Annotated in this window: 26 protein-coding genes; 10 read left to right on the top strand and 16 right to left on the bottom strand. The window is 69.8% G+C overall.

Features of this window, described 5'->3' with window-relative positions:
• From folP to glmM, 6 genes are all read right to left on the bottom strand, one after another.
• Entirely contained in the window at positions 1-1,125 is a 1,125-nt protein-coding gene (gene folP / locus LZK98_RS02395; RefSeq protein WP_233784765.1) for a dihydropteroate synthase, read from the bottom strand.
• Between the two features lie 18 nt (positions 1,126-1,143).
• The gene (locus LZK98_RS02390; RefSeq protein ID WP_319937525.1) at positions 1,144-2,271 is read right to left on the bottom strand and encodes a site-specific DNA-methyltransferase; all 1,128 of its coding nucleotides are present in this window, start codon (positions 2,269-2,271) and stop codon (positions 1,144-1,146) included.
• A 97-nt stretch (positions 2,272-2,368) separates the two neighbouring features.
• Complete coding sequence (locus LZK98_RS02385; RefSeq protein ID WP_233784764.1) at positions 2,369-3,067, bottom strand: ribonuclease HII; 699 nt, start codon at positions 3,065-3,067, stop codon at positions 2,369-2,371.
• Positions 3,067-3,837: a bifunctional hydroxymethylpyrimidine kinase/phosphomethylpyrimidine kinase gene (thiD, locus tag LZK98_RS02380; protein WP_233784763.1), complete on the bottom strand. Its 771-nt coding sequence runs from the start codon at positions 3,835-3,837 to the stop codon at positions 3,067-3,069. Before thiD ends, LZK98_RS02385 begins: the two co-directional genes overlap by 1 nt.
• A 97-nt stretch (positions 3,838-3,934) precedes the next feature.
• On the bottom strand, positions 3,935-4,162 hold the full coding sequence (locus tag LZK98_RS02375; RefSeq protein ID WP_233784762.1) for a DUF1272 domain-containing protein: 228 nt from the start codon (positions 4,160-4,162) through the stop codon (positions 3,935-3,937).
• A 210-nt stretch (positions 4,163-4,372) separates the two neighbouring features.
• Entirely contained in the window at positions 4,373-5,713 is a 1,341-nt protein-coding gene (gene glmM, locus LZK98_RS02370; RefSeq protein ID WP_233784761.1) for a phosphoglucosamine mutase, read from the bottom strand.
• 60 nt (positions 5,714-5,773) lie between these two features.
• Between glmM and LZK98_RS02365 the strand changes: the two genes are divergently transcribed.
• Positions 5,774-7,042: a dicarboxylate/amino acid:cation symporter gene (locus LZK98_RS02365; RefSeq protein ID WP_233784760.1), complete on the top strand. Its 1,269-nt coding sequence runs from the start codon at positions 5,774-5,776 to the stop codon at positions 7,040-7,042.
• Positions 7,043-7,179: 137 nt separating this feature from the next.
• Here LZK98_RS02365 and gor read toward each other — a convergent pair whose 3' ends face one another.
• On the bottom strand, positions 7,180-8,526 hold the full coding sequence (gor, locus tag LZK98_RS02360) for a glutathione-disulfide reductase (RefSeq protein WP_233784759.1): 1,347 nt from the start codon (positions 8,524-8,526) through the stop codon (positions 7,180-7,182).
• Between the two features lie 95 nt (positions 8,527-8,621).
• Between gor and LZK98_RS02355 the strand changes: the two genes are divergently transcribed.
• Positions 8,622-9,785: a saccharopine dehydrogenase family protein gene (locus LZK98_RS02355; RefSeq protein ID WP_233784758.1), complete on the top strand. Its 1,164-nt coding sequence runs from the start codon at positions 8,622-8,624 to the stop codon at positions 9,783-9,785.
• A gap of 122 nt (positions 9,786-9,907) precedes the next feature.
• On the opposite strand, the gene LZK98_RS02350 is transcribed toward LZK98_RS02355, so the two are convergent.
• Genes LZK98_RS02350 through LZK98_RS02340 form a run of 3 tightly spaced genes read right to left on the bottom strand, consistent with a single transcriptional unit; the run spans position 9,908 to position 13,951 of the window.
• A complete protein-coding gene (locus tag LZK98_RS02350; RefSeq protein ID WP_233784757.1) occupies positions 9,908-12,226 on the bottom strand; it encodes a ribonuclease R family protein in 2,319 nt (772 codons plus the stop codon).
• 16 nt (positions 12,227-12,242) lie between these two features.
• Positions 12,243-13,514 (bottom strand): MFS transporter, encoded by a 1,272-nt coding sequence (locus LZK98_RS02345; protein WP_233784756.1) that lies wholly within the window; start codon positions 13,512-13,514, stop codon positions 12,243-12,245.
• On the bottom strand, positions 13,511-13,951 hold the full coding sequence (locus tag LZK98_RS02340; RefSeq protein ID WP_233784755.1) for a MarR family winged helix-turn-helix transcriptional regulator: 441 nt from the start codon (positions 13,949-13,951) through the stop codon (positions 13,511-13,513). The genes LZK98_RS02345 and LZK98_RS02340 overlap by 4 nt, the downstream gene beginning before the upstream one ends.
• 123 nt (positions 13,952-14,074) lie before the next feature.
• Here LZK98_RS02340 and glpD point away from each other — a divergent pair, with 123 nt between their 5' ends.
• Positions 14,075-15,592 carry a glycerol-3-phosphate dehydrogenase gene (gene glpD / locus LZK98_RS02335; RefSeq protein WP_233784754.1) on the top strand — a complete coding sequence of 506 codons (1,518 nt, stop codon included), beginning with the start codon at positions 14,075-14,077 and terminating at the stop codon, positions 15,590-15,592.
• 31 nt (positions 15,593-15,623) lie between these two features.
• Complete coding sequence (locus LZK98_RS02330) at positions 15,624-16,160, top strand: hypothetical protein (protein ID WP_233784753.1); 537 nt, start codon at positions 15,624-15,626, stop codon at positions 16,158-16,160.
• Between the two features lie 160 nt (positions 16,161-16,320).
• Here the strand turns inward: LZK98_RS02330 and LZK98_RS02325 are convergent, their stop codons facing one another.
• On the bottom strand, positions 16,321-17,853 hold the full coding sequence (locus LZK98_RS02325; protein ID WP_233786483.1) for an aminoacyl--tRNA ligase-related protein: 1,533 nt from the start codon (positions 17,851-17,853) through the stop codon (positions 16,321-16,323).
• A gap of 107 nt (positions 17,854-17,960) precedes the next feature.
• On the opposite strand from LZK98_RS02325, the gene LZK98_RS02320 reads away from it, so the two are divergent.
• From LZK98_RS02320 to sdhA, 4 genes are all read left to right on the top strand, one after another.
• Complete coding sequence (locus LZK98_RS02320) at positions 17,961-18,479, top strand: CcdC protein domain-containing protein (protein WP_233784752.1); 519 nt, start codon at positions 17,961-17,963, stop codon at positions 18,477-18,479.
• A 70-nt stretch (positions 18,480-18,549) separates the two neighbouring features.
• A complete protein-coding gene (gene sdhC / locus LZK98_RS02315) occupies positions 18,550-18,951 on the top strand; it encodes a succinate dehydrogenase, cytochrome b556 subunit (RefSeq protein WP_233784751.1) in 402 nt (133 codons plus the stop codon).
• Positions 18,952-18,953: 2 nt separating this feature from the next.
• Positions 18,954-19,340, top strand: coding sequence for a succinate dehydrogenase, hydrophobic membrane anchor protein (gene sdhD / locus LZK98_RS02310; RefSeq protein ID WP_233784750.1), 387 nt, complete (start codon positions 18,954-18,956; stop codon positions 19,338-19,340).
• Positions 19,340-21,142: a succinate dehydrogenase flavoprotein subunit gene (gene sdhA, locus LZK98_RS02305; RefSeq protein WP_233784749.1), complete on the top strand. Its 1,803-nt coding sequence runs from the start codon at positions 19,340-19,342 to the stop codon at positions 21,140-21,142. The genes sdhD and sdhA overlap by 1 nt, the downstream gene beginning before the upstream one ends.
• Before the next feature lie 43 nt (positions 21,143-21,185).
• On the opposite strand, the gene LZK98_RS02300 is transcribed toward sdhA, so the two are convergent.
• Positions 21,186-21,647, bottom strand: a complete 462-nt coding sequence (locus LZK98_RS02300) for a DUF2721 domain-containing protein (protein WP_233784748.1) — start codon at positions 21,645-21,647, stop codon at positions 21,186-21,188.
• Positions 21,648-21,685: 38 nt separating this feature from the next.
• Between LZK98_RS02300 and LZK98_RS02295 the strand changes: the two genes are divergently transcribed.
• Both LZK98_RS02295 and LZK98_RS02290 read left to right on the top strand, forming a co-directional pair.
• Positions 21,686-22,048: a SpoIIAA family protein gene (locus LZK98_RS02295; protein WP_233784747.1), complete on the top strand. Its 363-nt coding sequence runs from the start codon at positions 21,686-21,688 to the stop codon at positions 22,046-22,048.
• A gap of 76 nt (positions 22,049-22,124) precedes the next feature.
• Positions 22,125-23,219: a GNAT family N-acetyltransferase gene (locus LZK98_RS02290; protein ID WP_233784746.1), complete on the top strand. Its 1,095-nt coding sequence runs from the start codon at positions 22,125-22,127 to the stop codon at positions 23,217-23,219.
• 12 nt (positions 23,220-23,231) lie between these two features.
• On the opposite strand, the gene LZK98_RS20505 is transcribed toward LZK98_RS02290, so the two are convergent.
• The 4 genes from LZK98_RS20505 to LZK98_RS02275 form a co-directional block, all read right to left on the bottom strand.
• Entirely contained in the window at positions 23,232-23,357 is a 126-nt protein-coding gene (locus tag LZK98_RS20505) for a hypothetical protein (RefSeq protein WP_264757861.1), read from the bottom strand.
• Between the two features lie 79 nt (positions 23,358-23,436).
• Positions 23,437-24,117: a tRNA (guanosine(46)-N7)-methyltransferase TrmB gene (gene trmB, locus LZK98_RS02285; RefSeq protein WP_233784745.1), complete on the bottom strand. Its 681-nt coding sequence runs from the start codon at positions 24,115-24,117 to the stop codon at positions 23,437-23,439.
• A 33-nt stretch (positions 24,118-24,150) separates the two neighbouring features.
• The gene (locus LZK98_RS02280) at positions 24,151-25,536 is read right to left on the bottom strand and encodes an RNB domain-containing ribonuclease (protein ID WP_233784744.1); all 1,386 of its coding nucleotides are present in this window, start codon (positions 25,534-25,536) and stop codon (positions 24,151-24,153) included.
• A gap of 33 nt (positions 25,537-25,569) precedes the next feature.
• Positions 25,570-26,631, bottom strand: coding sequence for a hypothetical protein (locus tag LZK98_RS02275; protein ID WP_233784743.1), 1,062 nt, complete (start codon positions 26,629-26,631; stop codon positions 25,570-25,572).
• Positions 26,632-26,692: the final 61 nt, after the last annotated feature.

Below are 26,692 nucleotides of genomic sequence, written 5' to 3'. Positions count from 1 at the left end.
CTAACGCACCGCGCTCAGCGCCGCGTCCCTGAGGCCGCGCCACACCCGCAGCGCCTGCGCGGTCTCGGCGACATCGTGGACGCGCAGGATCTGCGCGCCTTGCTGGGCGCCGTGCAGCGCCAGCGCCAGGCTGCCGCCCAGCCGCTCGTCGACCGGCGCCTCGTGACTCAGCGCGCCGATCATGCGCTTGCGGCTCGCGCCGAGCACGATCGGGACGCCGAGGCCGTGGAGCAGGCCGAGCCCGTTCAGCAGCGCGAGGTTGTCGGCCAGGCTCTTGCCGAAGCCGATGCCGGGATCGATCAAAATCTTCGCGCGATCGATTCCCGCCGCCACGACGGCCTCGATCCGCGCCTCCAGCCAGTCGAACACCTCGATCAGCACGTCGCGATAGCCCTCGTCCCCGTGCGGGCCCTTGGCCGGATCGGGCGAGTGCATCAGCACCACGGGACAGCCGGCGCGCGCGACCACGCCGGCCGCGCGATCGTCCCACAGCAGCGCGGCGACGTCGTTGACCATGTGCGCTCCGGCCGCGAGTGCCGCCTCCATCACTGCGGCCTTGCGGGTGTCGATCGAGATCGGCGTGCCGCCCGGCGTCATCGCCGCGATCACCGGGACGACGCGGGCGATCTCGTCGCCTTCCCACACCGTGGCCGCGCCGGGCCGCGTCGATTCGCCACCAATGTCGACCACCGCGGCGCCGGCTACCCCCAGATCGAAGCCCGCCCGCGCGATCGCACCCGGATCGCCCTGATGCTTGCCGCCGTCGGAGAAACTGTCGGGCGTCACGTTGAGAATGCCCATCACCTGCGGCTGCTCGAACCGCAGCACGCGCTCGCCGAGCGTCATCGGCGCACGCGGGGCCGAGATGCGATGCGCGAGCTCGCGCAGCCGCTCGGCCTGCGCTGGCGGCAGGTTGGCGATCATCCCCGGCAGGCGGCTCACCGGTAGGCTCGCCTGCACGACGCGCCGGCCGTCCTCGACCGCGATCAGCTCATAGGCCGCGCACCAGACGAGGCCGCCCGCGATCCGCGCCACCTCGCCATCGCGGCCGACCGGCGAATCGACGAGCTGCTCGGGGCGGAGATAGAGGCGGGCACCGGCAGGAATCTCGGCAGGGTCGATCATGCCGGCGCCCTAGCCGGTCTAGGGCTGCGTCGCGAGCAGGTAGCGCTGGCGCAGCGTGTCGATCGGGGCGAGCGCGCCGTTCTCCTCATGGTGCCAGAAGGTCCAGCCATTGCACGCCGGCGCGCCCTGCAGGGTCGCGCCGAGCTTGTGGATCGATCCGTTGGCGCCGCAGTCGCTCGCCAGGCTGCCGTCGGCGCGCACGGTCGCGAACCAGCGCCGCTTGGTGTCGGTGAGCCGGCTTCCCGCCGGCAGCAGCCCGGTCTCGACCAGGGTGCCGAACGCCACCTTGGGCTGCGCCTTGGGGCTCTGCATGGTGGTGAGCGCGCTCTCGTCGAGCGGCAGCGCGGCGGCGATGCGCTCCTCGGCGGCATCGATGTAGACGCCCTCGCGCTCGATCCCGATCCAGCGCCGCCCGAGCCGCTTCGCCACCGCGCCGGTGGTGCCGGTGCCGAAGAAGGGGTCGAGAATCACGTCGCCCGGCTTCGAGCAGGCGAGCAGGATGCGGTAGATCAGCGCCTCGGGCTTCTGGGTCGGGTGGACCTTGACCCCGTTCTTCTTGAGCCGCTCCTGCCCGCCGCAGATCGGAAACTCCCAGTCCGATCGCATCTGCAGCTCGTCGTTGAGCGTTTTCATCGAGCGGTAGTTGAAGGTGTATTTCGCCTTCTCGCCCTTGGATGCCCAGATCAGCGTCTCGTGCGCGTTGGTGAAGCGCGTGCCTTTGAAGTTCGGCATTGGATTGGCCTTGCGCCACACGATGTCGTTGAGGATCCAGAAGCCGAGGTCCTGGATCGCCGCGCCGACCTTGAAGATGTTGTGGTAGCTGCCGATCACCCAGATCGCGCCGTCGTCCTTGAGCACGCGGCGCGCCTCGGCCAGCCAGGCGCGGGTGAAGGCGTCATAGGCGGCGAGGCTGTCGAACTTGTCCCAGTCATCGGTGACCGCGTCGACATGGCTGCCGTCGGGCCGGCTGAGGTCGCCGCCAAGCTGGAGGTTGTAGGGCGGATCGGCGAAGATCAGGTCGACCGACTTGGCGGGAAGCGCCCGCATCGCCTCGATGCAGTCGCCGCGGATGATGCGGTCGAGCGCGAGCTCGATCGGCGCCTCCGCGCTCGCGTGTCCCCGCGCAACCTTCTCGATCACCCCCATCGGCGGTCCTTCACCCTGTTTTCCGGACGGGTCACGTCAGCGGGCGAACTCCTACCCGTCAAGCGAACATTGGTTAACGGAAAATCTTGCCAAGTCGTTAACCGAGCGGAACATTCGTGGACCGCGACTCGATATTGAGTCCGTCCGAATCCTCGATCCACAACCCCTTGGGGTGTGGCACGAAAGACTCAGCCGGCATGGATAACGGCAGCTCGGCTTGGGCGACCGGCGCAAAGCTGCGGCGGTGGAGCGGCGACGGTCCGTGTTCTCGCAGCGCCCGGAGATGCTCGGGCGCGGCATAGCCCTTGTTGGAATGCCAGCCATAGTGCGGATGCGATTCGGCATGGGCGATCATGATCGTGTCGCGGGTGTGCTTGGCGACGATCGAGGCGGCGGCGATCGACAGGCTGATCGCGTCGCCCCCCACGATCGCGGTCGAGGCATAACCCCAGCGCGGCAGGCGGTTGCCGTCGACCAGGACATGGCCGGGCGCGCAGCCCAATGCCTCCACCGCCAGCGTCATCGCCTTCATCGTCGCCCAATAGATGTTGAGCCGGTCGATCTCGTCCGCCTCGACGATGCCGATGCCGACGGTCGCGCAGCCGCGCAGCCGCTCGCACAGCCGCGCGCGCTCGGGCGCGGTGAGCTTCTTCGAATCGTCGATGCCGCGCGGCACGCCTCTGGCCGGCAGGATCACCGCCGCCGCCACCACCGGTCCGGCGAGCGGTCCACGGCCCGCTTCGTCGACGCCGACGACCGGCGCCAGGCACAGCTTCTCGTGCTTGAGGCCCGGCATCAGCCTTCGAGCTCCTCGAACGGATTGTAGCCGAGCGCATGTCCCATCGGCCCCTGCCCCTGGCCCAGGCCGGGCGCATTGATCAAGGCGATGCGCACGAACCGGACCGCCGTCGCGAACGCCTCGTCGATCGGCCTCCCTTGCGCGAGCCCGGTGGCGAGCGCGCTGGCGAAGGTGCAGCCGGTACCGTGGGTATCGTCGGTGTCGATGCGCTTGCCGTCGAGCTCGCGCAGCAGCTGGCCGGTCGGCGACAGCAGCCGGTCGATCACGCGCGGGCCGTCGACATGGCCGCCCTTGATGACGAGATGGCAACCATGGGCGAGCACCGCCTCGACCCCGCCGAGCGCCTCGAGCTCGGGGGCGTTGGGAGTCGCCACCGTGGCGACCGCGAGCAGCCGCTCGAACGCCGCGATGGTCGCATCGTCGGCGAGCACCGATCCGCTCGTCGCCACCATCACCGGGTCGAACACCACCGGCACGCCGATCCCCTTCAGCCGATCGGCGACGGCATGGGCGGTCTCCGCCGATCCGATCATGCCGATCTTCACGGCATCGACCCCGATGTCGGCGACGACCGTATCGATCTGCTCGAGCACGAAGGCCGCCGGCACCGGCATCACCCCCTCGACGCCCAGCGTGTTCTGCGCGGTCAGGGCGGTGATCGCGGTCATCGCATGGCCGCCGAGCATGGTGATCGTCTTGATATCGGCCTGGATGCCGGCGCCGCCGCCCGAATCGGAGCCGGCGATGACGAGGACCCGGGCGATCACGCCTTCGTGCTCCTGCGAAGGCAGGAGCGTTGGATCATGGTGTCGCCGGAGGCCCAGGGCTTCTGCTTGCGCAAGAGCACATGATGGCAAGCTGTGCTCATGATCCTTGGAACTTCCGCTCGGTCGATGCCGGATGCTGCCTCAGCGTCTCACCCACCCGCGCCGGCCGGTCGAGCAGCTCGCCGCCGCAATTGGGGCAGGTCTCGTCCATCGCCTCCGCGCATTCCGCGCAGAAGGTGCATTCGAACGAGCAGATGAACGCTCCCGCCTGGTCGGCCGGCAGGTCGGCGCCGCAGCGTTCGCAGTCGGGGCGCATCTCTAGCATGTGCGTTCTTCCTAGACCGGATCGACGTTCAAATCCTCCCCCGCCAGGGGGAGGTGGCACGCGAAGCGTGACGGAGGGGGCGGAAGCACGCCGATAGTGGGTCGGCATCCTCCCCCTCCGTCAGCCTACGGCCGACACCTCCCCCTGGCGGGGGAGGATTGAAAGGGGCGTATTTCGACAAGCTCAGGGCGAACGGGGAAGGAGTTACCGTCACGCCGCCGCCTTCTGCACCGCGTCGCAGATGCGGTCGACCAGGCGCTCGATCTGCGCGCGATCCTCCCCTTCCGCCATCACGCGGATCAGCGGCTCGGTGCCCGATTTGCGGATCAGCAGCCGGCCGCTGCCGTCGAGCTCGGCCTCGCTCTCGGCGATCGCCGCCTTGACCGCTTCGGCCTCCAGCGGCTGGCCGCCCTTGAAGCGGACGTTCTTGAGCAGCTGCGGCAGCGGATCGAAGCGGTGCAGCACCTCGCTGGCCGGCGCCCCGGCGCGCTGCAGCTCGGCGAGCACCTGCAGCGCCGCCACCAGCCCGTCGCCGGTGGTCGCATAGTCGGATAGGATGATATGGCCCGACTGCTCGCCGCCGAGATTGTAGCCCGACGCGCGCATCTTCTCGAGCACGTAGCGGTCGCCGACGGCGGTGCGCACCAGCCCCAGCCCCTGCGCCGCGAGATGCCGCTCGAGGCCGAGGTTCGACATGACGGTCGCCACCACGCCACCGCCCGCGAGCCGGCCCTGGCGCGCCCAGCCACCGGCGATCGTCGCCATCAGCTGGTCGCCGTCGACGATCGCGCCGGTCTCGTCGACCACGATCAGCCGGTCGGCGTCGCCGTCGAGCGCGATGCCGATCGCCGCGCCGGAGGCGACCACCGTTTCCTGCAGGGTGGTCGGCGCGGTCGATCCGACCTGGTCGTTGATGTTCTTGCCGTTGGGCTCGACGCCGATCGCCACCACCTCGGCGCCCAGCTCCCACAAGGCCGAGGGCGCGACCTGATAGGCGGCGCCGTTGGCGCAATCGACCACCACCTTGAGCCCGTCGAGGCGCAGGTCGTCGGGGAAGGTCGACTTGGCGAAGTGGATGTAGCGCCCGCGTGCGTCCTCGACCCGGCGGGCGCGGCCGATCTCGGCGGCGGGGGCCAGCGCCACCTCGCTCGCCAGCAACGCCTCGATCGCCGCCTCGTCCTCGTCGGAGAGCTTGTAGCCGTCGGGTCCGAACAGCTTGATGCCGTTGTCCGAATAGGGATTGTGGCTCGCCGAGATCATCACGCCGATGTCGGCGCGCATCGAGGTGGTCAGCATCGCCACCGCCGGGGTCGGCATCGGCCCGAGCAGCACCACGTCCATGCCGACCGAGGTGAAGCCCGCCACCATCGCGCTTTCGAGCATATAGCCCGACAGCCGCGTGTCCTTGCCGATCACCACCCGGTGGCGGTGGTCGCCGCGCTGGAAGTGCTTGCCCGCGGCCATTCCCACCTTCATCGCCATCTCGGCGGTCATCGGGGCGACGTTAGTCAGCCCGCGAATTCCGTCGGTGCCGAAATATTTCCTTGCCATTGCACGTCTCGTCGGTTTGCGTTGTCGACCCAATAGCGTGACCGGAGGCGAACCGCGAGCATGTCGCAAGCCACTCGAATATTGCTCGCCCTGGTCGTGGGGCTCCTCGCGGGCATCGCCGGCGCCTCGCTCGCGCCCGACGTCGCCGCGGCGGCGCTGCATGTGACCGATCCGATCGGCGCGGCCTGGCTGCACGCGCTGCAGATGGTGATAGTCCCGCTGATCGTCGCGCTGCTGGTGGTGGGCGTCGCCGCCGGCGCCGAGGCCGCGCGGGCAGGGCGCATCGCCGGGCGCGCGCTGGTCATGTTCGTGGCGATCCTGTGGACGACCACCTTGATCTCGGCGGTGATGATGCCGCTGCTGCTGCGCCTATGGCCGCTGCCGAGCAATTGGGCGGCGGCGCTCAGGGGATCGCTGTCGGGCGCCAAGCCGGTCGGCGAGGTGCCGGGGCTCGCCGCCTTCTTCGATTCGATCGTGCCGACCAACGTGGTGACGGCGGCGGCGGGCGATGCCTTCCTGCCGCTGACCGTGTTCGCGCTGGTGTTCGCCTTCGCGATCATCCGGCTGCCGCCCGAGCCGCGCACCACGCTCACCAAGCTGTTCCAGGCGATCGCCGACGCGATGATCGTCATCATCGGCTGGGTGCTGAAGCTGGCGCCGATCGGGGTGCTGATGCTCGCCTATGGCGTCGGCGCGCGTACCGGGGCGGCGGCGTTCGGCGCGCTGGCGCATTACATCGTGATCGTCTCGACGATCGGGCTGATCGTGCTGATCCTCGCCTATCCGGTGGCGATGATCGGCGCGCGCGTCGGCCTGGTCCGCTTCGCGCGCGCGGTGGCGCCGGCGCAGGCGGTCGCGATCAGCACGCAATCCTCGCTCGCCACGCTGCCGACGATGCTGCGCGCGAGCGAGGCGCTCGGCGCCACCGCGGGCGTGTCCGGAATCGTGCTGCCGATCGCGGTGGCGATCTTCCGCGCGACCAGCCCGGCGATGAACCTGGCGGTCGCGCTCTACGTAGCGCACTGGCTGGGGGTGCCGATCGGCCCGGCCCAGCTCGCCGCGGGCATCGCCACCGCCGCGATCACGACGATGGGATCGGTGAGCCTGCCGGGCACGATCAGCTTCATCGCCTCGACCGCGCCGGTCGCGATCGCGATGGGCGTGCCGATCGAGGCGCTCGGCCTGCTCGTCGCGGTGGAGACGGTGCCCGACCTGTTCCGCACGATCGGCAACGTCACGATGGACGTCGCCGTCACCGCGACGATCGCGCGGCGCTCCGATGCGGGGCCGGCGGGGGAGGTGGACGCGTTGATCGCGGAGGGCGATTAGGACTGACATTCCCACGCCTCCTCGCCGTCACCCCGGACTTGTTCCGGGGTCCACCGGGAGGCAAGGACTGGGCAGGAGGATTGAGCGCGGCCTGCGAGGCTTGGTGGACCCCGGAACAAGTCCGGGGTGACACGAACCTACCGCATCAGCACCAGCTCCTCCGCCATGGTCGGATGGAGCGCCACCGTCGCGTCGAAATCGGCCTTGGTCAGCCCCGCCTTCACTGCGATCGCCGCGGCCTGGAGGATCTCCGGCGCGTCGGGGCCGATCATGTGGAGGCCGACCACGCGGTCGGTCACGCCGTCGCACACCATCTTGTAGAGTGCGCGCTCGTTGCGGCCGGCGAGGACGTTCTTCATCGCGCGGAAGTCCGACTGATAGACCTTGACCGACCCCAGCTTCTGCCGCGCCTGGCTCTCGGTCAGACCGACGCCGGCCATCGGCGGATGGCTGAACACCGCATGGGGCACGTTCTCGTGGTCGACCCGCCACGGATTGCCGCCGAACACCGTGTCGGCAAAGGCATGGCCCTCGCGGATCGCCACCGGCGTCAGCTGGATGCGGTTGGTGACGTCGCCGACCGCGTAGATGCTGGGGCAGGTCGAGCGGCTGTCCTCGTCGACCTTGACCGCGCCCTTGGCGTCGAGCTCGACGCCCGCATTCTCCAGCCCGAGGTCGGTGGTGTTCGGCACGCGGCCGGTGGCGAACAGTACGCAGTCGACGGTGATCGGCTCATGGTTGGTCATCTCGACCGTCAGGCAGCCGTCCTTGTCCTTGGTGATGCCCCGGAACTCGGCGTGGAAGCGGAAGTCGATGCCCTTCATCATCGCGATCTGCAGCAGCCGGTCGCGGATCGATTCGTCATAGCCGCGCAGGATCACGTCGGTGCGGTTGATCAGCGTCACCTTGCTGCCGAACTGATGGAAGATGCCGGCGAACTCGTTGGCGATATAGCCCGCCCCCGCGATCAGCACGCGTTTCGGCAGCGCCTCGAGGTGGAACACCTCGTTGGAGGTGATGCCGTGCTCGTGGCCGGGGCAGCTCGGGACGTCGGGCCGCGCGCCGGTGGCGACTAGGATAACCTTCGCGCTGACCTCGCGTCCGTCGGCGAGGCGCACGCCGTGCGGACCGGTGACGGTGGCGCGCTGGTGGATGATCTCGACGTTGTTGTTGGTCAGCGTCTGGGTATAGGCCTGGTTGAGCCGGTCGACCTCGCTCAGGACATTGTCCCTGAGCGTCGTCCACTCGAAGTCGCAGTCGGGCACGTTCCAGCCGAAACGGCGCGCGTCCTTCAAATCCTCGGCGAAATGGGCGCCGAACACGAGCAGCTTCTTGGGCACGCAGCCGCGGATCACGCAGGTGCCGCCGACGCGGAATTCCTCGGCGATCGCCACCTTCGCCCCGTGCGCCGCCGAGACGCGCGCCGCGCGCACGCCGCCCGATCCTGCGCCGATGACGAAAAGGTCGTAGTCGTACCCGGCCATATGCTGCCCTCCTGCTGGCGCTGCCCAGTTAGGATGGCGGCGGCTTGCGCGCCAGCATCCGATGCGCGACGCTGCGGCGAAAGGAGGAGAGGGCCATGAGCGACTTCGACATCATCGTCTACGGCGCGACCGGGTTCACTGGCCGGCTGGTGGCCGAATATCTGGCGGAGCGCTACGGCGCCGGCAGCGGCGTGACCTGGGCGATGGGCGGCCGTTCGCTGACCAAGCTCCAGGAGGTGCGCGACGCGATCGGCGCGCCGGCCGACACGCCGCTGGTCACCGCCAATGCCGACGATCCCGCCGCGCTGCGGGCGATGGCGAGCCGCGCCAAGGTAGTGATCACCACGGTCGGCCCCTATCAGCTCCACGGCAGCGAGCTGGTCGCCGCCTGCGCCGCGACCGGCACCGCCTATGTCGACCTGTGCGGCGAGCCCGCCTGGATGCGCCACATGATCGACGCGCACGAGGCCGCGGCGAAGGCGAGCGGGGCGCGCATCGTCTTTTCCTGCGGCTTCGATTCGATCCCGTTCGATCTCGGCGTCTGGACCTTGCAGGAAGCGGCGAAGGCGCGGTTCGGGCGCCCGGCGCCGCGGGTCAAGGGCCGCGTCCGCCAGATGAAAGGCACCTTCTCCGGCGGCACCTTCGCCAGCGCCAAGGCGACGATGGTGGCGGCGGCCAAGGACCCGTCGATCCTCAAGCTGCTGGTCGACCCGTTCGCGCTGACCCCCGGCTTCCGCGGCCCCGAGCAGCCCAAGGGGCTGATCCCCGAATATGACGGCGCGCTCAACGCGTGGCTGGCGCCGTTCATCATGGCGCCGATCAACACCAAGAACGTCCACCGCACCAACGCATTGCTCGGCCACGCCTATGGCACCGACTTCGTCTACGACGAGATGATGATCGCGCCCGGCCTCGGCGACCTCGGCAAGGCTGCGGCGGAGGCGATCGCCAAGTTCAACCCGATGGCCGGCGACGACGGTCCCAAGCCGGGCGAGGGCCCGTCGAAGGAGGAGCGCGACACCGGCTTCTACGACCTCCTGTTCATCGGCGAGATGCCGGGCGGCGAGCGGATCGACGCGGTCGTCACCGGCGACAGGGACCCGGGCTATGGCTCGACCAGCAAGATGATCGCGGAGAGCGCGCTGTGCCTGATCCGCGACGTCGAGGGGGAGGGCGGCATCTACACGCCAGGCGGGCTGATGGCGGCGCCGCTCCGCAAGCGGCTGCAGGAGAATGCGGGGCTGACGTTCACGGCCTGACCCTTACCGTCACCCCGGCGAAGGCCGGGGTCCACGGTGCCGCAAGTCCGGTCCTTTGAGCCTCTTGCACTGAAGCCTGCCTCCCGGTGGACCCCGGCCTTCGCCGGGGTGACGGTGGAGGGTCAGCGCTTCCTTCCCTGATGCCGGATATTCGCCGGCCGCCCGCGCCGCTTGAGCACGCGCTTCGGCCGCTCGCCCCCGCCGGCCGCGCCCTTGCCCTCCGGCAGCTCGAAGCGCAGCGCCCCCGACACGGGATTCGCCTCGACCAGCCGCAGCTGCAGCCGCTGGCCGAGTGCGAACTCAGTCCCGCTGTGCTCGCCGACCAGCCGCTGTCCCGCCTCGTCCCAGCGGTAATATTCGCTGCCGAGATCGCGTGCCGGCACCAGCCCGTCGCCGCCGACGCCGTCCACCGTCGCGAAGAAGCCGAAGCTCTGCACGCCGGTGATGCGCGCCTCCATCACCTCGCCGACATGCTCCGCCAGATAGGCCGCGACGTAGCGGTCGATCGTCTCGCGCTCCGCCTCCATCGCGCGGCGCTCGAGCTGGCTGATGCCTTCGCCGATCCGCTCGAAATTGGCGACTTCCTCCGTCGTCAATCCGCCCGGCCCCAGCCGATAGCCCTCGACCAGCGCACGATGCACCAGCAGGTCGGCATAGCGTCGGATCGGCGAGGTGAAATGGGCGTAGCTGCCGAGCGCGAGCCCGAAATGCCCGGCGTTCTGTGGCCCGTAATAGGCCTGGGTCTGCGTCCGCAGCACCTGCTCCATCACCTGCGGGCGGAAGTCGGCGTCGCCGATGCGGTCGAGGATGCGGTTGAATGTCGCCGGCCGGATCACCTGCCCCAGCGCGAACTCGACATCGAAGGTGGCGAGATAGTCCTTGAGCGCGACCAGCTTCTCGCGCGCGGGCGGCTCGTGGATGCGGTACATGACGGGGAGCTTCTTCGCCTCCAGCGCCTTGGCCGCGGCGACGTTGGCGGCGATCATGTAATCCTCGATCAGCTTGTGCGCGTCGAGCCGTTCGCGCGGCGCCACCGACAGGATGCGCCCCTTCTCGTCGAGCACCACCCGCCGCTCGGGCAGGTCGAGGTCGAGCGGCTCGCGCTTCTCCCGCGCGGCGTAGAGTGCGCGCCAGCAGTCCCAGAGGGGCTTCAGCGCCGTCTCTGTCAGCGCGTGCGGCTTGATGCCGTCGATCGCCGCCTGCGCATCCTCGTAGGGAATATTGGCGGCGATCCGCACCACCGCGCGGGTGAAGCGGAAGTCGCTGATCGCACCGGCCTTGCTCACCTTGAAATGGCAGGCCAGCGCCGCGCGATCCACGCCCTCCTTGAGCGAGCAGACGTCGGCCGACAGCACCTCCGGCAGCATCGGCACCACCCTGTCGGGGAAATAGACGCTGTTCCCCCGCCGCCGCGCCTCGCGGTCGAGCAGTGAGCCGGGCCGCACGTAGAAGCTGACGTCGGCGATCGCGACGATCGCGTCCCAGCCGCCCTCATCGTTCGGCTGCGCCCAGACCGCATCGTCATGGTCGCGCGCGTCGACCGGATCGATCGCGACGATGGGGAGCTGGCGCAGGTCCTCCCTCAGATCCTCCCCGGCACGGGGAGGGGGACCAGCCGAAGGCTGGTGGAGGGGGCTCTCGGCACCGGCTTCCGATGCGGCCAGCCCCCCTCCACCACCGCCTTCGGCGGCGGTCCCCCTCCCCGTGCCGGGGAGGATCTTGAGTTCCGCCACCCGCCGCGCCTCGTCGAGCAGCTCTTCGGAGAAGACATGCGGGATCTCGTGCCGGTGGATCGCGATCAGCGAGAAGCTGCGCGGCGCGAACGGATCGCCGAGCCGCTCGACCACCCGCGCAGTCATGCGTGGCGGCCGGCCCGCCTTCTCCGCCATCACCAGGTCGCCCGCCTCCGCGCCGCCGGCGTCGGAGACGAGGAAATCCCGCCGCTCCTTCTTCTCGACACCCTGGAGGAACAGCCGTCCACCCTCCTCGCGCAGCACGCCGATCATCGTCTCGGACGCCTTGGGGAGTGTCTTCATCGGATGGGCGATCCAGCCCTTCCCCGCTTCCTCGGTCCGCGCGAGGATGCGGTCGCCGACGCCGAGCCGCCCGTGCTTGCGCTCGCGTACCCTGAGGCGCGGCTCGGGCACGCCCTCCGCCTCCCAGCGCTCGGGCTGCGCCCAGACGTTACCGCCGTCGTCGACATCGACCACGCGCAGCACCGTCACCTTGGGCAGCCCGCCCACCGCATGGAAGGCGCGGCCGGGGCCGGCGTCGATCAGCCCCTCGTCGCCCATGTCCTTGAGCAGCGCCTTGAGCGCGATCTTGTCCTGCCCGTGCAGGCCGAACGCCCGCGCGATCTCCCGCTTGCCAGCCGGCTGGTCCGACGAGGCGATGAAGTCGAGGATCTGCTGCCGCGTCGGCAGCCCTGCGCGCTTGGCCATGCCCCGAGATAGGGGGTTAAGCCGGCTCAGTCACCCCGATCCGCCGCACGCTGATCAGCATCGCCGCCCCCGCGAGCACCCCGAACGCCCCCGCCACCACCAGCGCCGGCAGGTAGGTGCCCAGCATCTCGCGCGTCACGCCCGCGCCGAACGCCGCCACCGACGCGCCGAGCTGGTGCCCGACCAGCACCCAGCCGAACAGGATCGGCCCGTCGCGCTCGCCGAACGCCTGGTTGGCGAGCTTCACCGTCGGCGGCACCGTCGCGATCCAGTCGAGCCCGTAGAAGATCGCGAAGATGGTGAGGCTAACCGCGTCGAAGTTTATGAACGGCAGCGCGATCAGGGAAAGGCCACGGAAGCCGTAATAGACGACCAGCAGCTTCCTCGGGTCATAGCGGTCGGTCAGCCAGCCCGAGGCGGTGGTGCCAATCAGGTCGAAGAAGCCCATCATCGAGAGCAGCCCCGCCGCCGCCACCGGCGCGATGCCGCGATCGCCGCAGAAGGCGATGAAATGCGTGCCGATGAGCCCGTTGGTGGTGAGCCCGCACACGAAGAAGGTGCCGAACAGCAGCCAGAACATCGGATGCCGGCTGCCGCGCACCAGCGCATGGATCGCCAGCATCGGCGTCCCGGCGCCCTTGAGCGGCGGCGTCGCGGCGAGCGGCTCGACCTCGCCGAAGCGGCGCGCGCCGATGTGCGCCGGGCTCTCCGGCACCAGCAGCGCCACCAGCGGGATCAGCGCGAGCGCGACGATCGACACCGCCAGCACCACCGGCCGCCACGCGCCGCCTTCCGACAGCCACGCCATCGCCGGCAGGAACACCAGCGCGCCGGTCGCGGTCGAGGCGCTGAGCAGCCCCATCACCAATCCCTGCCGCGCCGCGAACCAGCGGTTGACCACCGCCGCGCCCAGCACCGGCGCGATCGCGCCGCTGCCGATGCCGGACAGCACGCCCCAGGTCAGCACATAATGCCAGGGCTGCGTCATCCACAGGCTGGCGAAGGTCGACGCCGCCATCAGCGCGAGGCCGCCGAGCATGGTGCGCCTGAGCCCGATCGTCTGCATCAGCGCCGCCGCGAACGGCCCGACCAGGCCGTAGAGCAGGATGCCCACCGCCGCCGCGGTCGAGACGGTGGCGCGGCTCCAGCCGAAATGGAGCTCGACCGGCTGCATCAGCACGCCCGGCGCCGCGCGGAGGCCCGCCGCGGCCAGCAGCGCGAGGAAGGTGGTCATCACCACCACCCAGGCATAATTCTCGCCCCGGCGGATCCTGGCCGCGCCGCTCATCGCGCCGGCTCCTGCGCCAGCGCGGCGAGGCCGGTGAGCGAATCGTACAGCGCATCCCAATCGGCCGCGCCGAACCGTTCGACCAGCCGCCGCTGCGCCGCTTCCCACGCCGGGGTCGTCTCCGCCATCGCTTTCCTCCCCGCCTCGGTCAGCGCCGCGCGCTTGGCGCGGCCGTGCCCCGCCGCCGTCACCGCCACCCAGCCTGCCCGCTCGAGCGGCGCCAGCGCGCGGTAGAGCGAGGTGCGGTCGAGCACCATCGCGTCGGCCAGCCGGCTCAGCTCGACCGGCTCGGCGCGCGCGACGTTCCGGAGCAGCGCGAATTGGGCGATCGTCATCGCAGACCCCTCCAGCGCCTCGTCATAGAGCCGCGTCACCGCGCGCGATGCCTTGCGCAAAACGGTGCAGGCGCAATGAAGATCATGATGCATATACATCATGTATCTGCATCATATAGACCGGTCAAGCTTGCCAGCCGGCCGCCGATATCGCATCGCTGGCGGGGGGAGCCGTCTACCTATGACTTTCGTGACCTTCGACGGTTTTCTGCGGGTTTCAGCGCGGTGACCTACGACCTCCTGATCGTCGGCGGCGGGATCAACGGCTGCGCGATCGCGCGCGAGGCGGCGCTCCATGGCGCGAGCGTGCTGCTGGTCGAGCGCGACGATCTCGCCAGCCACACGTCCTCCGCGTCGACCAAGCTGATCCACGGCGGGCTGCGCTACCTGGAGCATTACGAGTTCAGGCTGGTCGCCGAGGGACTGCGCGAGCGCGAGCGGCTGCTCCACGCCGCGCCGCATCTCATCCGGCCGCTGACCTTCGTGCTGCCGCACGACCATGGGCTGCGACCGTGGTGGATGGTCCGCCTCGGCCTGTGGCTCTACGACCGGCTCGGGGGCAAGAGCAGCCTGCCCGCCTCGCGTGGCCTCAGCGCAAGCGACGCCGCCTATGCGGCGCCGCTCAAGGGCGGGGCGAAGGGCTTCGTCTATGCCGACGCCTTCGTCGACGACGCACGGCTGACGCTGCTCAACGCGATGGACGCTGCCGTCAACGGCGCGGAGATCGCCACCCGCACCGCGCTGGAGGCCGCCCACCGCGCCGGCGATCATTGGCTGGTGGGGCTGTCGGACGGCCGCCGGGTCGAGACGCGGATGTTGGTCAACGCCGCCGGCCCGTGGGTCCACCTTCTGCTCGACCGGCTCGGCATCGCGACGCGCAGCACCGTGCGCCTCGTCAAGGGCAGCCACATCGTCGTGCCCCGGCTCTACGAGGGCGACCACGCCTATATCCTCCAGCAACCGGACCGGCGGATCGTCTTCGCCATTCCCTATGAGGGGATGACGGAGGTCGGCACCACCGACGTGCCGGTGGAGCGCCCCGAGGATGCCGGGATCGACGCCGGCGAGGTCGCCTATCTCTGCGATGCGATCAACCGCCACTTCACTCGCCGGATCGCGCCGGCCGACGTGGTCGCGACCTGGTCGGGCGTGCGGCCGCTCTACGACGACGGGACCAGCGCCGCGCAGGCGGTGACGCGCGACTATGTGCTCGAACTCGACGCGGACGGCCCGCCGCTGCTCAGCGTGTTCGGCGGCAAGATCACCACCGCGCGCCAGCTCGCGGAGGATGCGATGGCGAAGCTCGGCATCGGTGCGGGGCCGGTCACGCGCAACCGCCCCTTCCCGGGCGGCAATCCGTGCCCCGGCGAAGGCCGGGGCCCAGCAGGGGGCCGGTTCGAGACTGGGCCCCGGCCTTCGCCGGGGAAGCGGTTTGAAGAATATCTGGCCATCGTCCGCGCACGCTGGCCGTTCCTTGGCGACGAGCGCTCTATCCGCATGGCCCGCGCCTACGGCACGATGCTGGAGGAGATGCTCGCCGGGATCACCGAGGAAGCCGGCCTGGGCGCCGACCTCGGCGGCGGGATCACAGAAACCGAAGCACGCTGGATGCGCGCGCGCGAATGGGCGGTCACCGCCGACGACGCCCTCGACCGCCGCTCGAAAGTCGGCCTGCACCTGACGCCGGAGCAGCGCGCCGCCTTCACGCGATGGTGGGAGGCGGACAAGCGGCGGGAGCCTTGAGCGCGCGCGCCGGTTCGGGCATTCGGCGCCGATGCCGATCCTCCCGAGCGCCGCCCTCGCCCTCCTTCTCGCAGGCCCGGCCGCAAGCGCCGACGACCCGGCCGCGCCGGATTTCTTTGCCGCAGCGCTCTGCCAGCCGCCTTATTCGATCGACGGCGCGACCACGCTCTACGAGGCGGCTGAGAAGCTCGCCAAGCCGGACACGTCGATGCTGGGCGCCGCGGTCTACCACCTGCCGGCTGCGATCGAGAGGGACGGCTTCGCCGCCCGCGACGTGGTGTTCGCGGGCATGGCGGTCGGCGTGCTGGTCGAAGGAGAGGTCGCGGCCCGGCTCGCCCAGCGCTACGAGCTGACGCCGGAAACCGGCCATCTGCTCGGCGCGTCGTCGCTGGGCTTCTCGCGCCAGCTGCCGGAGGCGCAGCAGGGCATGAAGGCGCTGGGCCTCATCTCCATCGTCGCCCGCCAGGGGCCGGCGATGCAGGGCAAGACGCTGCTGGCGTGCGAGTTCGTCTCGAACGAGGATCGCGAGGCCATGGAGGAACTGGAGAAGTCTTCCAGCCAACCGTGATTCATGTCGAAGGCGCCCTTTCAATCCTCCCCCGCCAGGGGGAGGTGGCACGCGAAGCGTGACGGAGGGGGCGGAAGCACACCGATAGCGGATCGCCGACCTCCCCCTCCACCGCCTTTGGCGGTCCCCCTCCCCCTGGCGGGGGAGGATTGGATGTCGTTCAATAAGCCCGCCCGATCAGGATGCGCTCGACCGCCGGCTTGCCGGTGAACAGGCACGTCCCCGTCACCGGCGCCTGGCCGATCGGCACGTTGCGCATGGTGAGCTTGAGCGGCTTGATCCGCTCGACCACCGCTTCCAGCTCGGCGCCGGTCGGCCGCGCCCAGGCGACCTCGGCCCAGCCGGGGTTGTCCTGCCCCTCGAAATAGGCCGCCAGCGCCTCGAAGCTGTCGAGCCCGCGCACGATCCCCGCCTCCAGCCGCGCCTTGGCCTCGGCGAACAGCGATGCCTGGATGTCCTCCAACGTCGCCGCCACCTCGCCGACGAACTCGCCGCGCGCGATCACGCGGCTGTCGAGCTTGCCGTCCTCGCGGTAGAGCCGGTCGCGGCGGATCACCGACACGTTGCCGCCGGCGACGTCGCGGCCGCCGACCTCGATCACGATCGGCGCGCCCTTCTTGACCCACCCCCAGCGCTTGGTCGCGGCCTTGATCGGCTTCAGGTCCAGCAGCGCGCGCACCGGCTCGCCGAACGCGCTGAGCTTCGCCAGCTCGGCATGGAGCTCGCGGCAATAGGCGACGACCGCCTCGTCCTCCGGCAAGTCGCGCAGCATCGGCACGATCACCACCTGCCACGGTGCCACCCGCGGCGGCACGCGCAGGCCGTCGTCGTCGCCGTGCGTCATGATCAGCCCACCGATCATGCGGGTCGACATGCCCCAGCTCGTCGTGTTGGCGTATTCCAGCTCGCCCGTGTCGTTCTGGAAGCGGATGTTCTGGGCATGGGCGAAATTGGTGCCGAGGAAATGGCTGGTGCCGGCCTGCAGCGCCTTGCCATCCTGCATCATCGCCTCGATCGACCAGGTCTCGACCGCGCCGGGGAAGCGCTCGTTCTCGGGCTTCTCGCCCGCGATCACCGGCAGCGCCACGCACTCCTCGGCGAAGCTGCGATAGACCTCGAGCATCCTGAGCGTCTCCTCGCGCGCCTCCTCGGCGGAGGCGTGGGCGGTATGCCCCTCCTGCCACAGGAACTCGGCGGTGCGCAGGAACATGCGCGTGCGCATCTCCCAGCGCACCACGTTGGCCCATTGGTTGATGAGCACCGGCAGGTCGCGCCACGACTGCACCCAGCGGGCAAAGGCGGTGCCGATCACCGTCTCGCTGGTCGGCCGCACCACCAGCGGCTCCTCCAGCTTCGCCTCGGGATCGGGCATCAGCCCGCCCTTGCCGTCGGCGATCAGCCGGTGATGGGTGACGACCGCCATCTCCTTGGCGAAGCCCTCGACATGCTCCGCCTCCTTCTCGAAATAGGAGAGCGGGATGAACAGCGGGAAATAGCAGTTCTCGTGGCCCGTCGCGCGGATGCGGTCGTCGAGCTGGCGCTGCATCCGCTCCCAGATGCCATAGCCCCACGGCCGGATCACCATGCAGCCGCGCACGCCGGAATCCTCGGCCATGTCGGCCTCGGTGATGACGGCCTGGTACCATTGCGCGAAATCGTCGGCGCGGGTGACGGGAAGAGCGTGCTTGATCATGGCGGCGGCGGATAGCGCGAACCCGCCCGGTCGCGCCAGCATCGAATCGCTGGCCGCACTGCGGCCATTCGCCTAAGACGCCGACGCAGACGTGGGGGGAAGGTCTCATGCAAGGTCACGCCGCGCAGCCGAATCTGTGGATCAGCTATGCCGTCACCGCCGCGGTGATCGGCATCGTGTTCCTGATCCGCTGGCGGCGGATGCGCCGGGTACGGCCGCTCAGGATCGAGCAGCTCTGGATCTTCCCCGCGCTCTATGCGGCGCTCGCGGCCTATATGATGTGGCGCTACCCGCCGACCGGCTGGGGCTGGGCGTTCTGCGCGCTGGCGCTGGTGCTCGGCGCCGCCTTCGGCTGGCAGCGCGGCAAGCTGATGCGCATCCATGTCGATCCCGGGACACATGAGATCAACCAGCACGCTTCGCCCTGGGCGGTGCTGTTCATCCTGCTGCTGATCGTGGTGCGCACCGGCGCGCGGACGATGATGGCCACCGACAATCCCTTCCACCTCAACGCCATGGCGGTCACCGACATGCTGATCGCCTTCGCGCTCGGCATGTTCACGATGCAGCGGATCGAGATGTACCTGCGCGCGCGGCGACTGCTGGAGGAGGCGCGCGCCGTCTGAGAGCCGTTCAGGTGCTTGCATCATCAGCCGACCGGCGTAAGGAACCTCTCGCCTGCCGAAAGGAACCGTCTTGGCCACCGCCCGCAACGTCAACCGCCCGCTCTCGCCGCATCTCCAGATCTGGAAATGGGGCCCGCACATGCTGGTCTCGATCCTGCATCGCGTTACCGGCTCGGGAATGGCGACGGTGGGAACGGTGCTGCTGGTGTGGTGGCTCGCCGCCGCCGCTTCGGGCAAGGAGGCCTATCAGACCTTCACCGACGTGATGGGCTTCCACGGTCTCGGCTATGTCCTCGGCATCGGGCTCAGCCTCTGCTTCTTCATCCACATGGCCAACGGCATCCGCCACTGGTTCATGGACGTCGGCGCCAATTTCGAGCTCAAGGGCAACAAGACGTCGTCGATTGCGGTGCTGACGTTCGGCATCCTCGCGACAATCGCCTATTGGGCCTATCTGATCTGGGGGAAATGACCATGGCGAACCGCACCGCGCTCGGCCGCGTCCGCGGCCTCGGCAGCGCCAAGGAAGGCGCGCACCACTGGATCAACCAGCGGATCACCTCTGCCTCCAACCTGGTGCTGATGCTGTGGCTGGTGATCAGCCTCGCCCGGCTGCCGGGCTATGACTTCGACAGCATCACCCGCTGGCTGCATTCGCCCTGGGCGGCGATCCCGATGGTGCTGCTGGTCGTCAGCGTCTTCTATCACTTCCGCCTGGGCCTCCAGGTGGTGATCGAGGACTATCAGCACGACGAAAGCCGCTTCGTGCTGCTCCTCCTGCTCAACTTCTTCACCGTGGGGGCGGCGGCGATCGCCATCTTCTCGGTGCTCAAGATCGCCTTCACCGGGACCCCCGCCTGATGCCTGACGCCTACAAGATCATCGACCACACCTATGACGCCGTCGTCGTGGGTGCCGGCGGCTCGGGCCTGCGCGCGACGATGGGCATCGCCGAGAGCGGGCTCAAGACCGCCTGCATCACCAAGGTGTTCCCGACCCGCAGCCACACCGTCGCGGCGCAGGGCGGCATCGCCGCCAGCCTCGGCAACATGGGCCCGGATCACTGGACCTGGCACATGTTCGACACCGTCAAGGGTTCCGACTGGCTCGGCGACCAGGACGCGATCGAGTATATGGTCCGCGAGGCGCCGGCCGCGGTCTACGAGCTCGAGCACGCCGGCGTGCCGTTCAGCCGCACCGAGGCGGGCAAGATCTACCAGCGCCCGTTCGGCGGCATGATGCAGAACATGGGCGAGGGCCCGCCCGCGCAGCGCACCTGCGCCGCCGCCGACCGCACCGGCCATGCGATGCTCCACGCGCTCTACCAGCAGAGCCTCAAGTACGACGCCGACTTCTTCGTCGAATATTTCGCCATCGACCTGATCATGGAGAATGGCGAGTGCCGCGGGGTGATCGCCCTCTGTTTGGAGGACGGCAGCATCCACCGCTTCCGCAGCCACGCGGTGGTGCTGGCGACGGGCGGCTACGGGCGCTGCTATTTCTCGGCGACATCGGCGCACACATGCACCGGCGACGGCGGCGGGATGGTGCTGCGCGCGGGTCTCGCGCTGCAGGACATGGAGTTCGTCCAGTTCCACCCGACCGGCATCTACGGCGCCGGCGTCCTCATCACCGAAGGTGCGCGCGGCGAGGGCGGCTATCTCACCAACTCCGAGGGCGAGCGCTTCATGGAGCGCTATGCCCCCAGCGCCAAGGACCTCGCCAGCCGCGACGTCGTCGCGCGCTCGATGGCTATGGAGATCCGCGAGGGGCGCGGCGTCGGCGCGGAGAAGGACCATATCTTCCTCCACCTCGACCATATCGACCCCAAGGTGCTGCATGAGCGCCTGCCCGGCATCACCGAGACCGGCAAGATCTTCGCCGGCGTCGATCTGACCCGCCAGCCGCTGCCGGTGGTGCCGACCGTCCACTACAATATGGGCGGCATCCCGACCAACTACCATGGCGAGGTCGTGCAGCTTCGCGACGGCAACCCCGACGCGGTCGTCCCCGGCCTGTTCGCGGTCGGCGAGGCGGCGTGCGTCTCCGTCCACGGCGCCAACCGGCTCGGCTCCAACTCGCTGATCGATCTGGTCGTGTTCGGCCGCGCGACCGGCAAGCGCATCGCCGAGATCGTCAAGCCCGACACGCCCCACAATCCGCTGCCCAAAGGCTCGGAGGAGCTGGCGCTCGGCCGCCTCGACCATTTCCGCAACGCCAAGGGCGGCACCCCGACCGCGCGCATCCGCCTCGACATGCAGCGCACCATGCAGAAGCATTGCGCGGTGTTCCGCACCGAGGAGCTGATGGCCGAGGGCATCGGCAAGATGGAGCAGGTCTATGCGTCGATGCAGGACATCGCCGTCACCGACCGTTCGCTGATCTGGAACACCGATCTCGTCGAGACGCTCGAGCTCGACAACCTGATCGGCCAGGCGATGGTGACGATCCGCGGCGCGATCAACCGCACCGAGAGCCGCGGCGCGCACATGCACGAGGACTATCCCGAGCGCGACGACAAGACCTGGATGAAGCACACCATCGCCACCTTCGACGGCTGGGGCGGCAAGGGCGGCGCGACCGCGCTCGATTACCGCCCGGTGCACGACTACACGCTCACCGACGACGTCGAGTACATCAAGCCGAAGAAGCGGGTGTACTGAGGGCCAAGTGGCTGCCTCTCGTCAGGCAGCCCGCCCGGGTGAATCAGCTCCGCTCCCGCTCCAACAGCTCGGCACGGACGTGGACGGCGCGCAGCGACATGCGCACCTCGATCAGGAACAGCAGCAGCCCGATCATCAGCATCGCCATCGCGAAGATGAACATCACCGCGACCGTGCTACCGATGTGGAGGTTGACCAGCCGTGCGACGAACATCAGCGCCACGACTCCGCAGATCGCGACCGCGCTCGCGACGCAGAAGGACAGCGCCCAGTTGATGACGACGATACGGCGGTCGAGGATACGCAGCTCCCAGACGTGGCGGTCGTGCTCCGGTCCGGACGAGCGGGGATGCAGCGCCTCCAGCGCGCGGACGCGGTCGACCACGCGCGACATGCGCCCGGCGAGCACGTTCAGGATCGAGCCCAGGCCCGCCAGCAGGAACACCGGGGCGATCGCGGCCTGGATCGTTTCGGCGACAGTCGAGAGCCCGGGAGAGAAACCCATGGCCCGACGTTATGGCGAAAGGGGCGCAGGAGGCAATCATGCTGACGATGACCACCGACGATGTCACGGGACTGGTGGAGCTGACCGTCGACGGGCGGATCGACCGCGCAGACTTCGAGCGCGTGGTGGCCGAGCTCGAACGGCTGCTGGAGACGCACAAGCAACTGAACGTGGTCGAGGTGATCCGGAACTTCGAAGGGATCGATCCGGCCCTGTGGTGGCAGGACGTGAAGTGGAGCTTCGGCCACATCCACCGCTTCGCCCGCGCGGCGGTGGTGACCGATTCGGGCTGGATCGGACCGGTGGCGCGGGCACTGGGCGCGCTGATGCCGTCGGAGATCCGCACCTTTCCGCTCGACCGGCTCGAGGAAGCGCGGCGCTGGGCGGCGGAGCGGCGGTGAAGGCACAAACCCAACCCCGTTGTGGAATCGTGGGGCCCCTCACGCCTTGGTAACCCCTGCCTGCTAGGCCCCTCCCATGAACAAGCCGATGCCGCTCGCCGATTTCGCGCGGCTGCCGCCGGTCCATGGCGCGCAGCTCGGCGTCGGGCTGGCCGGCGCGATCGATGCGGTCGCCGAGCGGGCGCGGCCGAGCCATCGCTTCCTGCGCTACGGCTGGTATGCGGCCGCGCTCCAGGCCTATGGCGGCGAGGCGCGCACTCTGGTCGTCGAGCGCGAGGGAACGCCGGTGCTGGCGCTGCCGCTGGTCGGCCTCGGCCCGCGATGGCTCGGCATGGCCGCGGTGCCGGGCTGCTACTGGCCGTTCCGCAGCTTTCCGACCCGCGTCGGCGTCACGGCGGGCGCGTTCGACGTTGCGCTGGCGAAGTTGGCCAAGGCGGTGACGGCGCTGCGGATCGGCCCGGTCTATGACGGCGACGCCAGTGCGGCGCCGCTGATCGAGGCCGCCCGCGCGCGCGGCTGGGCGGTGCTCGACCGATTCGTCGCCGACAGCTACCTGCTCGACATCGCCGCCAGCCAGGCCGAGGGGCCCTGGCCGCGCAATTCGACGCTCAAGAAGAACCGCTTCCACGAGAAGCATCTCGCCGGCCACGGTGCGCTCGAATGGCGATTCGTGGCCGGCGCGGACTGGACGTCCCAGGCATTCGATGACCTCGCGAGCATCGAGCAGGCGAGCTGGATCGCGGCACGGACCGACGGCGGCGATGCCAAGTTCACCGACGCGGGACACGGCCGGTTCTGGCGCGCCGCCGCCGCCGATCCGGTGATCGCGAAGATGATGTGGGCCGCGGTGCTCGACGTCGCCGGCAAGCCTGCGGCCTTCTCGTTCGACATGAACGCTGGCGCACTCAAATATGCGATAGCGAACAGCTACGACCCCGCCTATGCCAAGCATTCGCCGGGCAAGCTGCTCTACTACCGCAACCTCGTCCGCGGGATCGAGGACGGCATCCACACCGTCGACTGGGGTGCGGGCGACAGCGGCTACAAACGCACGATCGGTGCCGAGCAGGGCCCGGCGATCCGCGACTGGCTACTGGTGCGGCCGGGCCTGAGCGCGCTCGCCGCCAAGGCGCTGGCGTTCGCCTGGCGGCGGAGCGGCAATCGGGCCTAGACGGCGGCGAGCTTAGTCCTCGCGCGGCGACTGGGCGCGGCGCTCCGCGACCCGGCGTTCAGGACCGGGATAGGTAGGATCGTCGGTAACGCGGCGGTCGCCGGTGCGGCGCTCGGTCTTGGCTTCCTTGTCGAGCATCGAGGCTCTCCTGATCGTCCGGTCTCATGGACCGGTACGGGAGGATAGCCGATGATGGTTAACGGATTGCTCCGCCCCGTCAGATGCGCAAATAGCGGAAGTACCACACCTCATGCCCCTGACGGCGTGCCTTGCGCTCGTAGCGCGTCTCGGGCCAGTCGTCGGGCCGCGTCAGGAAGTCGCGCGGATGACGCGCCTGCCAAGCGAAGTCGCGGCGCTGGTCCATCACCATCATCGACCAGCGGCAATAAGTGGGATCGTCGGTGCCGAGGCGGAACTCGCCGCCGGGCTTGAGCTTCGCCGCGATCAGATCGAGCGGACCGTGGTTGACCATGCGCCGCTTGGCGTGGCGCGCCTTGGGCCAGGGATCGGGATGGAGCAGATAGACGCGCTCCAGGCTGGCATCGGACAGGCGATCGATCACCTCAATCGCGTCGCCCATGTGGAGGCGGACGTTGTCGAGGCCGCCGTCGCGGATGTGGCCGAGCGCGCCGACCACGCCATTGAGGAAAGGCTCGCAGCCGATGAAGCCGGTGCCGGGCCGTGCCGCCGCCTGACCGGCGAGATGCTCGCCGGCGCCGAAGCCGATCTCAAGTTCGAGCGGGCGATCATCGCCGAACAAGGTGCGGGCGTCGAGCGGGCCGGTCTCGGGCACCGACACCCGGGGCAGCAGCTCCTCGACCAGCGCCGCCTGTCCGGCGCGGAGCTTATGGCCCGAGCGGCGGCCGTAGAGCTGACGATGGGTGGCGGGATCGACCATGGTGGGCGCGCTTAGGGGCAGCGATGCCCGCTGTCACCCCACCCGCTCGAAAGCGAGGCTGCGATGCTCGGGATCGGCCGCCTCCAGCCGCACCCGCACCGCATCGCCGGGATGCACGCGATGCGCCGAGACCCGCGCCACGATCGGCAGGTCGGCGAGCTGGATGCGGGCGCCGCGCTCGTCGATGTCGGTGACGACGGCGTCGAATATCTCACCCATCCGATCGCGGAGCATGATCGCCTCCGCAAGGTCGATCACCGCATTGTCGATCCGGCCGCTCAGCGAATCGGCGCGGGCCATCACCTTGGGCAGCCGCTCGAACGCTGCGATGACGCCCTCCGGCACCGGCCGGCCGTTCGCCACCGCGAGCGCCGCCTGCACGACATAGCGGTCGGCGAGCCGGCGCAGCGGCGCGGTGGCCTGGGCATAGGTCGCTGCCATCGCGGCGTGCCACGGCACCACGCCATCGCGATAGGGGGCGTAGGAGGCACCGTTCCCCGCCCGCCTGATCGCGAGCATGAAGGCGGCATGGCGCGGATCGGCGGCATCGAGCGTGCGCTCGAACTGCTTGAGCTCGGTTTCGGCGGGCCAGTCGAGGCCGAATGCCCGGGCGGTGTGGCGCAGCCGGGCGATCGCCTGCTCGCTCGGCCCGGCCATCACCCGGAACAGCCCGGTGCGATGCTCCTGCAGCGCCGCGGCGATGGCGAGGTTGGCCGCGAGCGACAGCGCGGCGTTGCGATCCTCCGAAGCGAGCCGCGGGCGGAAGGCGAGCCGATAGCGCCCGTCGCCGAGCGCGATCACCTCCTGTTCGGGCGGGTCGACGCGGGCGGCGCCGCGGCGGTCCTCCGCCGCCTGGATGCGCCTGGCGAGCTCGGCGAAGCCCTCCGGCAGATCCTCGTCGCGGACGGTGTCATAGGCGAGCTTGGCGGTGGAGCGGATCACCGCGCGCTCGGCGCCGTCGAGGCGGGCGATGCCATCGGCCGGCACGCGGACGGTGAACACCACCGCCGGGCGTGGACCGTCGGGAAGCAGGCTGGCGGCGCCCTGGCTCAGCACCTGCGGATAGAGCGGGGCCTTGCCGTCGGGGAGGTAGAGCGTCTCGCCGCGCTGCCAGGCCTCGGCATCGAGCGCGCCGCCCTCGTCGACGAACCAGGCGACGTCGGCGATGGCATAGTAGAGCAGCAGGTCGGCACCGCTGCGCTCGATCGCGAAGGCCTGGTCGAGATCGGTCGAAGTGACCGGATCGAGCGTGACGAAGCGGGTGCCGGTGCGGTCGACGTGCTCGGAGGGCGCGCGAGCGGCAGCATCGTTGGCGGCAGCGACGACCTCCGGCGGGAACTCGGCGGGAACCTGGAACTCACGGCGGAGCCTGGCGAGGCCCTCGGCCAGCGCCCTGTTCGGATCGGCGAGCGTCTTCATCGGGGATGGTGGTAGCGGCTCGGGGTGCCGGCGTCACTTGCCCAGCGTCTTGGGATCGAGCGCGATCTCGCGCTTGCCGCCCCAGGTGCCGGTGCTCGACTGCGGCTCGCCCGCGATGATCTCCAGCAGCTGATCCGGCGGCGGCAGCCGATCCTGGTCGGCATAGACCAGCGTCCGGCCGGGTAGGACCAGGCTCACCGTCCAGCTCGGCTTGCGCCTCTTCTCGATCAGGCCGGCCAGGCTGGGTGCGACGCTGACGCCGCGGCCAGCGTCCGACAGCGCGAGCAGATAGGCGTCGGTGCCCGCGTCGGCGCGATAGATGGCGGCGTCGGCCACCGGTGCCGGATCGCGGCACCAGACGGCAGGCGTCTTCACCGCACCCTCCGTCTCTGCGTCAGCCGCCGCTGCCGCCATCAGCGCGCCCATCAGGGTCCCGGTGGCGTCCCGCCGCGCCGGCTTGGCCCGGCCGTTGAAGGCGATCGGCGCGGAGCATGGCTCGACCGCCGCCGCCGGTGGCGCGGATGCGAGCCCCGCCGGCCAGCCGAGTGCCGCCACCGCCTGGCGCAACCGCTCGTCCAGCGCCGGCGCGTCGAGGGTCTTCGAGGAATAGCGTAGCTTGACCAGCCATTCGCCGAGCGGGACGATCGCCAGCGCGGTGCTGCGGAAGCTGCTGCCTTCGAGCGACCAGACCGCGATCAGACCCGACGCCGCCGCGCCGGCGGCTGGCGCGAAGGCGACGGGACGGTCGAGCCGATGGGGCGTGCCGAACATCGGCCGCTTCTCGACCGCGGCGACCGCCCGGTCGAACCATACCGGCGCCGCGCCGGCTGTGGTGCGATAGACATAGACCGAGGCGAAGTCGCTCTCGTCGGCATTGGCATATTCGAAGATGATGTCGAGCTGGGGCGCCTCGAGCTCCGAGGCGCGAGTGCGCGGCAGCCCTGTCAGCGACGACGGCAGCGTCATGCCGCTGTTGGCATGGACGAACGGCTGCCCCTCGGGCACGGCGATCGCGACATTGTGCGCGCCTTGCGCGAACGCGGGCGGCGCGGCGCAGATCAGCAGCGCCGCGCACAGCCTGGCAGTGATGGACATCCGGTGGCCCTCCCCCTTGGACGGCCGCCAGAGTGTCAGCTCCGGCTCATGCCGGCAAGCC

Source organism: Sphingomonas cannabina (assembly GCF_021391395.1).
Taxonomy (GTDB): Bacteria; Pseudomonadota; Alphaproteobacteria; order Sphingomonadales; family Sphingomonadaceae; genus Sphingomonas; species Sphingomonas cannabina.
Note: the sequence above shows the minus strand (reverse complement) of the source record. Positions and strands in the feature narration are given on the sequence as shown.

Bases quoted from the DNA above. Each gene is read 5' to 3' on its own strand.
- LZK98_RS02385 (WP_233784764.1), bottom strand. From the start codon at position 3,067: ATGCCGGGCCTCAAGCACGAGAAGCTGTGCCTGGCGCCGGTCGTCGGC.
- LZK98_RS02345 (WP_233784756.1), bottom strand. From the start codon at position 13,514: ATGAGCGGCGCGGCCAGGATCCGCCGGGGCGAGAATTATGCCTGGGTG.
- LZK98_RS02340 (WP_233784755.1), bottom strand. From the start codon at position 13,951: ATGATGTATATGCATCATGATCTTCATTGCGCCTGCACCGTTTTGCGC.
- LZK98_RS02350 (WP_233784757.1), bottom strand. From the start codon at position 12,226: ATGGCCAAGCGCGCAGGGCTGCCGACGCGGCAGCAGATCCTCGACTTC.
- LZK98_RS02280 (WP_233784744.1), bottom strand. From the start codon at position 25,536: ATGAAGACGCTCGCCGATCCGAACAGGGCGCTGGCCGAGGGCCTCGCC.
- sdhD (WP_233784750.1), top strand. From the start codon at position 18,954: ATGGCGAACCGCACCGCGCTCGGCCGCGTCCGCGGCCTCGGCAGCGCC.
- folP (WP_233784765.1), bottom strand. From the start codon at position 1,125: ATGATCGACCCTGCCGAGATTCCTGCCGGTGCCCGCCTCTATCTCCGC.
- LZK98_RS02355 (WP_233784758.1), top strand. From the start codon at position 8,622: ATGAGCGACTTCGACATCATCGTCTACGGCGCGACCGGGTTCACTGGC.
- LZK98_RS02275 (WP_233784743.1), bottom strand. From the start codon at position 26,631: ATGTCCATCACTGCCAGGCTGTGCGCGGCGCTGCTGATCTGCGCCGCG.
- glmM (WP_233784761.1), bottom strand. From the start codon at position 5,713: ATGGCAAGGAAATATTTCGGCACCGACGGAATTCGCGGGCTGACTAAC.
- LZK98_RS02365 (WP_233784760.1), top strand. From the start codon at position 5,774: ATGTCGCAAGCCACTCGAATATTGCTCGCCCTGGTCGTGGGGCTCCTC.
- LZK98_RS02295 (WP_233784747.1), top strand. From the start codon at position 21,686: ATGCTGACGATGACCACCGACGATGTCACGGGACTGGTGGAGCTGACC.
- sdhA (WP_233784749.1), top strand. From the start codon at position 19,340: ATGCCTGACGCCTACAAGATCATCGACCACACCTATGACGCCGTCGTC.
- LZK98_RS02375 (WP_233784762.1), bottom strand. From the start codon at position 4,162: ATGCTAGAGATGCGCCCCGACTGCGAACGCTGCGGCGCCGACCTGCCG.
- LZK98_RS02390 (WP_319937525.1), bottom strand. From the start codon at position 2,271: ATGGGGGTGATCGAGAAGGTTGCGCGGGGACACGCGAGCGCGGAGGCG.
- LZK98_RS02330 (WP_233784753.1), top strand. From the start codon at position 15,624: ATGCCGATCCTCCCGAGCGCCGCCCTCGCCCTCCTTCTCGCAGGCCCG.
- gor (WP_233784759.1), bottom strand. From the start codon at position 8,526: ATGGCCGGGTACGACTACGACCTTTTCGTCATCGGCGCAGGATCGGGC.
- LZK98_RS20505 (WP_264757861.1), bottom strand. From the start codon at position 23,357: ATGCTCGACAAGGAAGCCAAGACCGAGCGCCGCACCGGCGACCGCCGC.
- LZK98_RS02290 (WP_233784746.1), top strand. From the start codon at position 22,125: ATGAACAAGCCGATGCCGCTCGCCGATTTCGCGCGGCTGCCGCCGGTC.
- LZK98_RS02320 (WP_233784752.1), top strand. From the start codon at position 17,961: ATGCAAGGTCACGCCGCGCAGCCGAATCTGTGGATCAGCTATGCCGTC.
- LZK98_RS02300 (WP_233784748.1), bottom strand. From the start codon at position 21,647: ATGGGTTTCTCTCCCGGGCTCTCGACTGTCGCCGAAACGATCCAGGCC.
- LZK98_RS02325 (WP_233786483.1), bottom strand. From the start codon at position 17,853: ATGATCAAGCACGCTCTTCCCGTCACCCGCGCCGACGATTTCGCGCAA.
- trmB (WP_233784745.1), bottom strand. From the start codon at position 24,117: ATGGTCGATCCCGCCACCCATCGTCAGCTCTACGGCCGCCGCTCGGGC.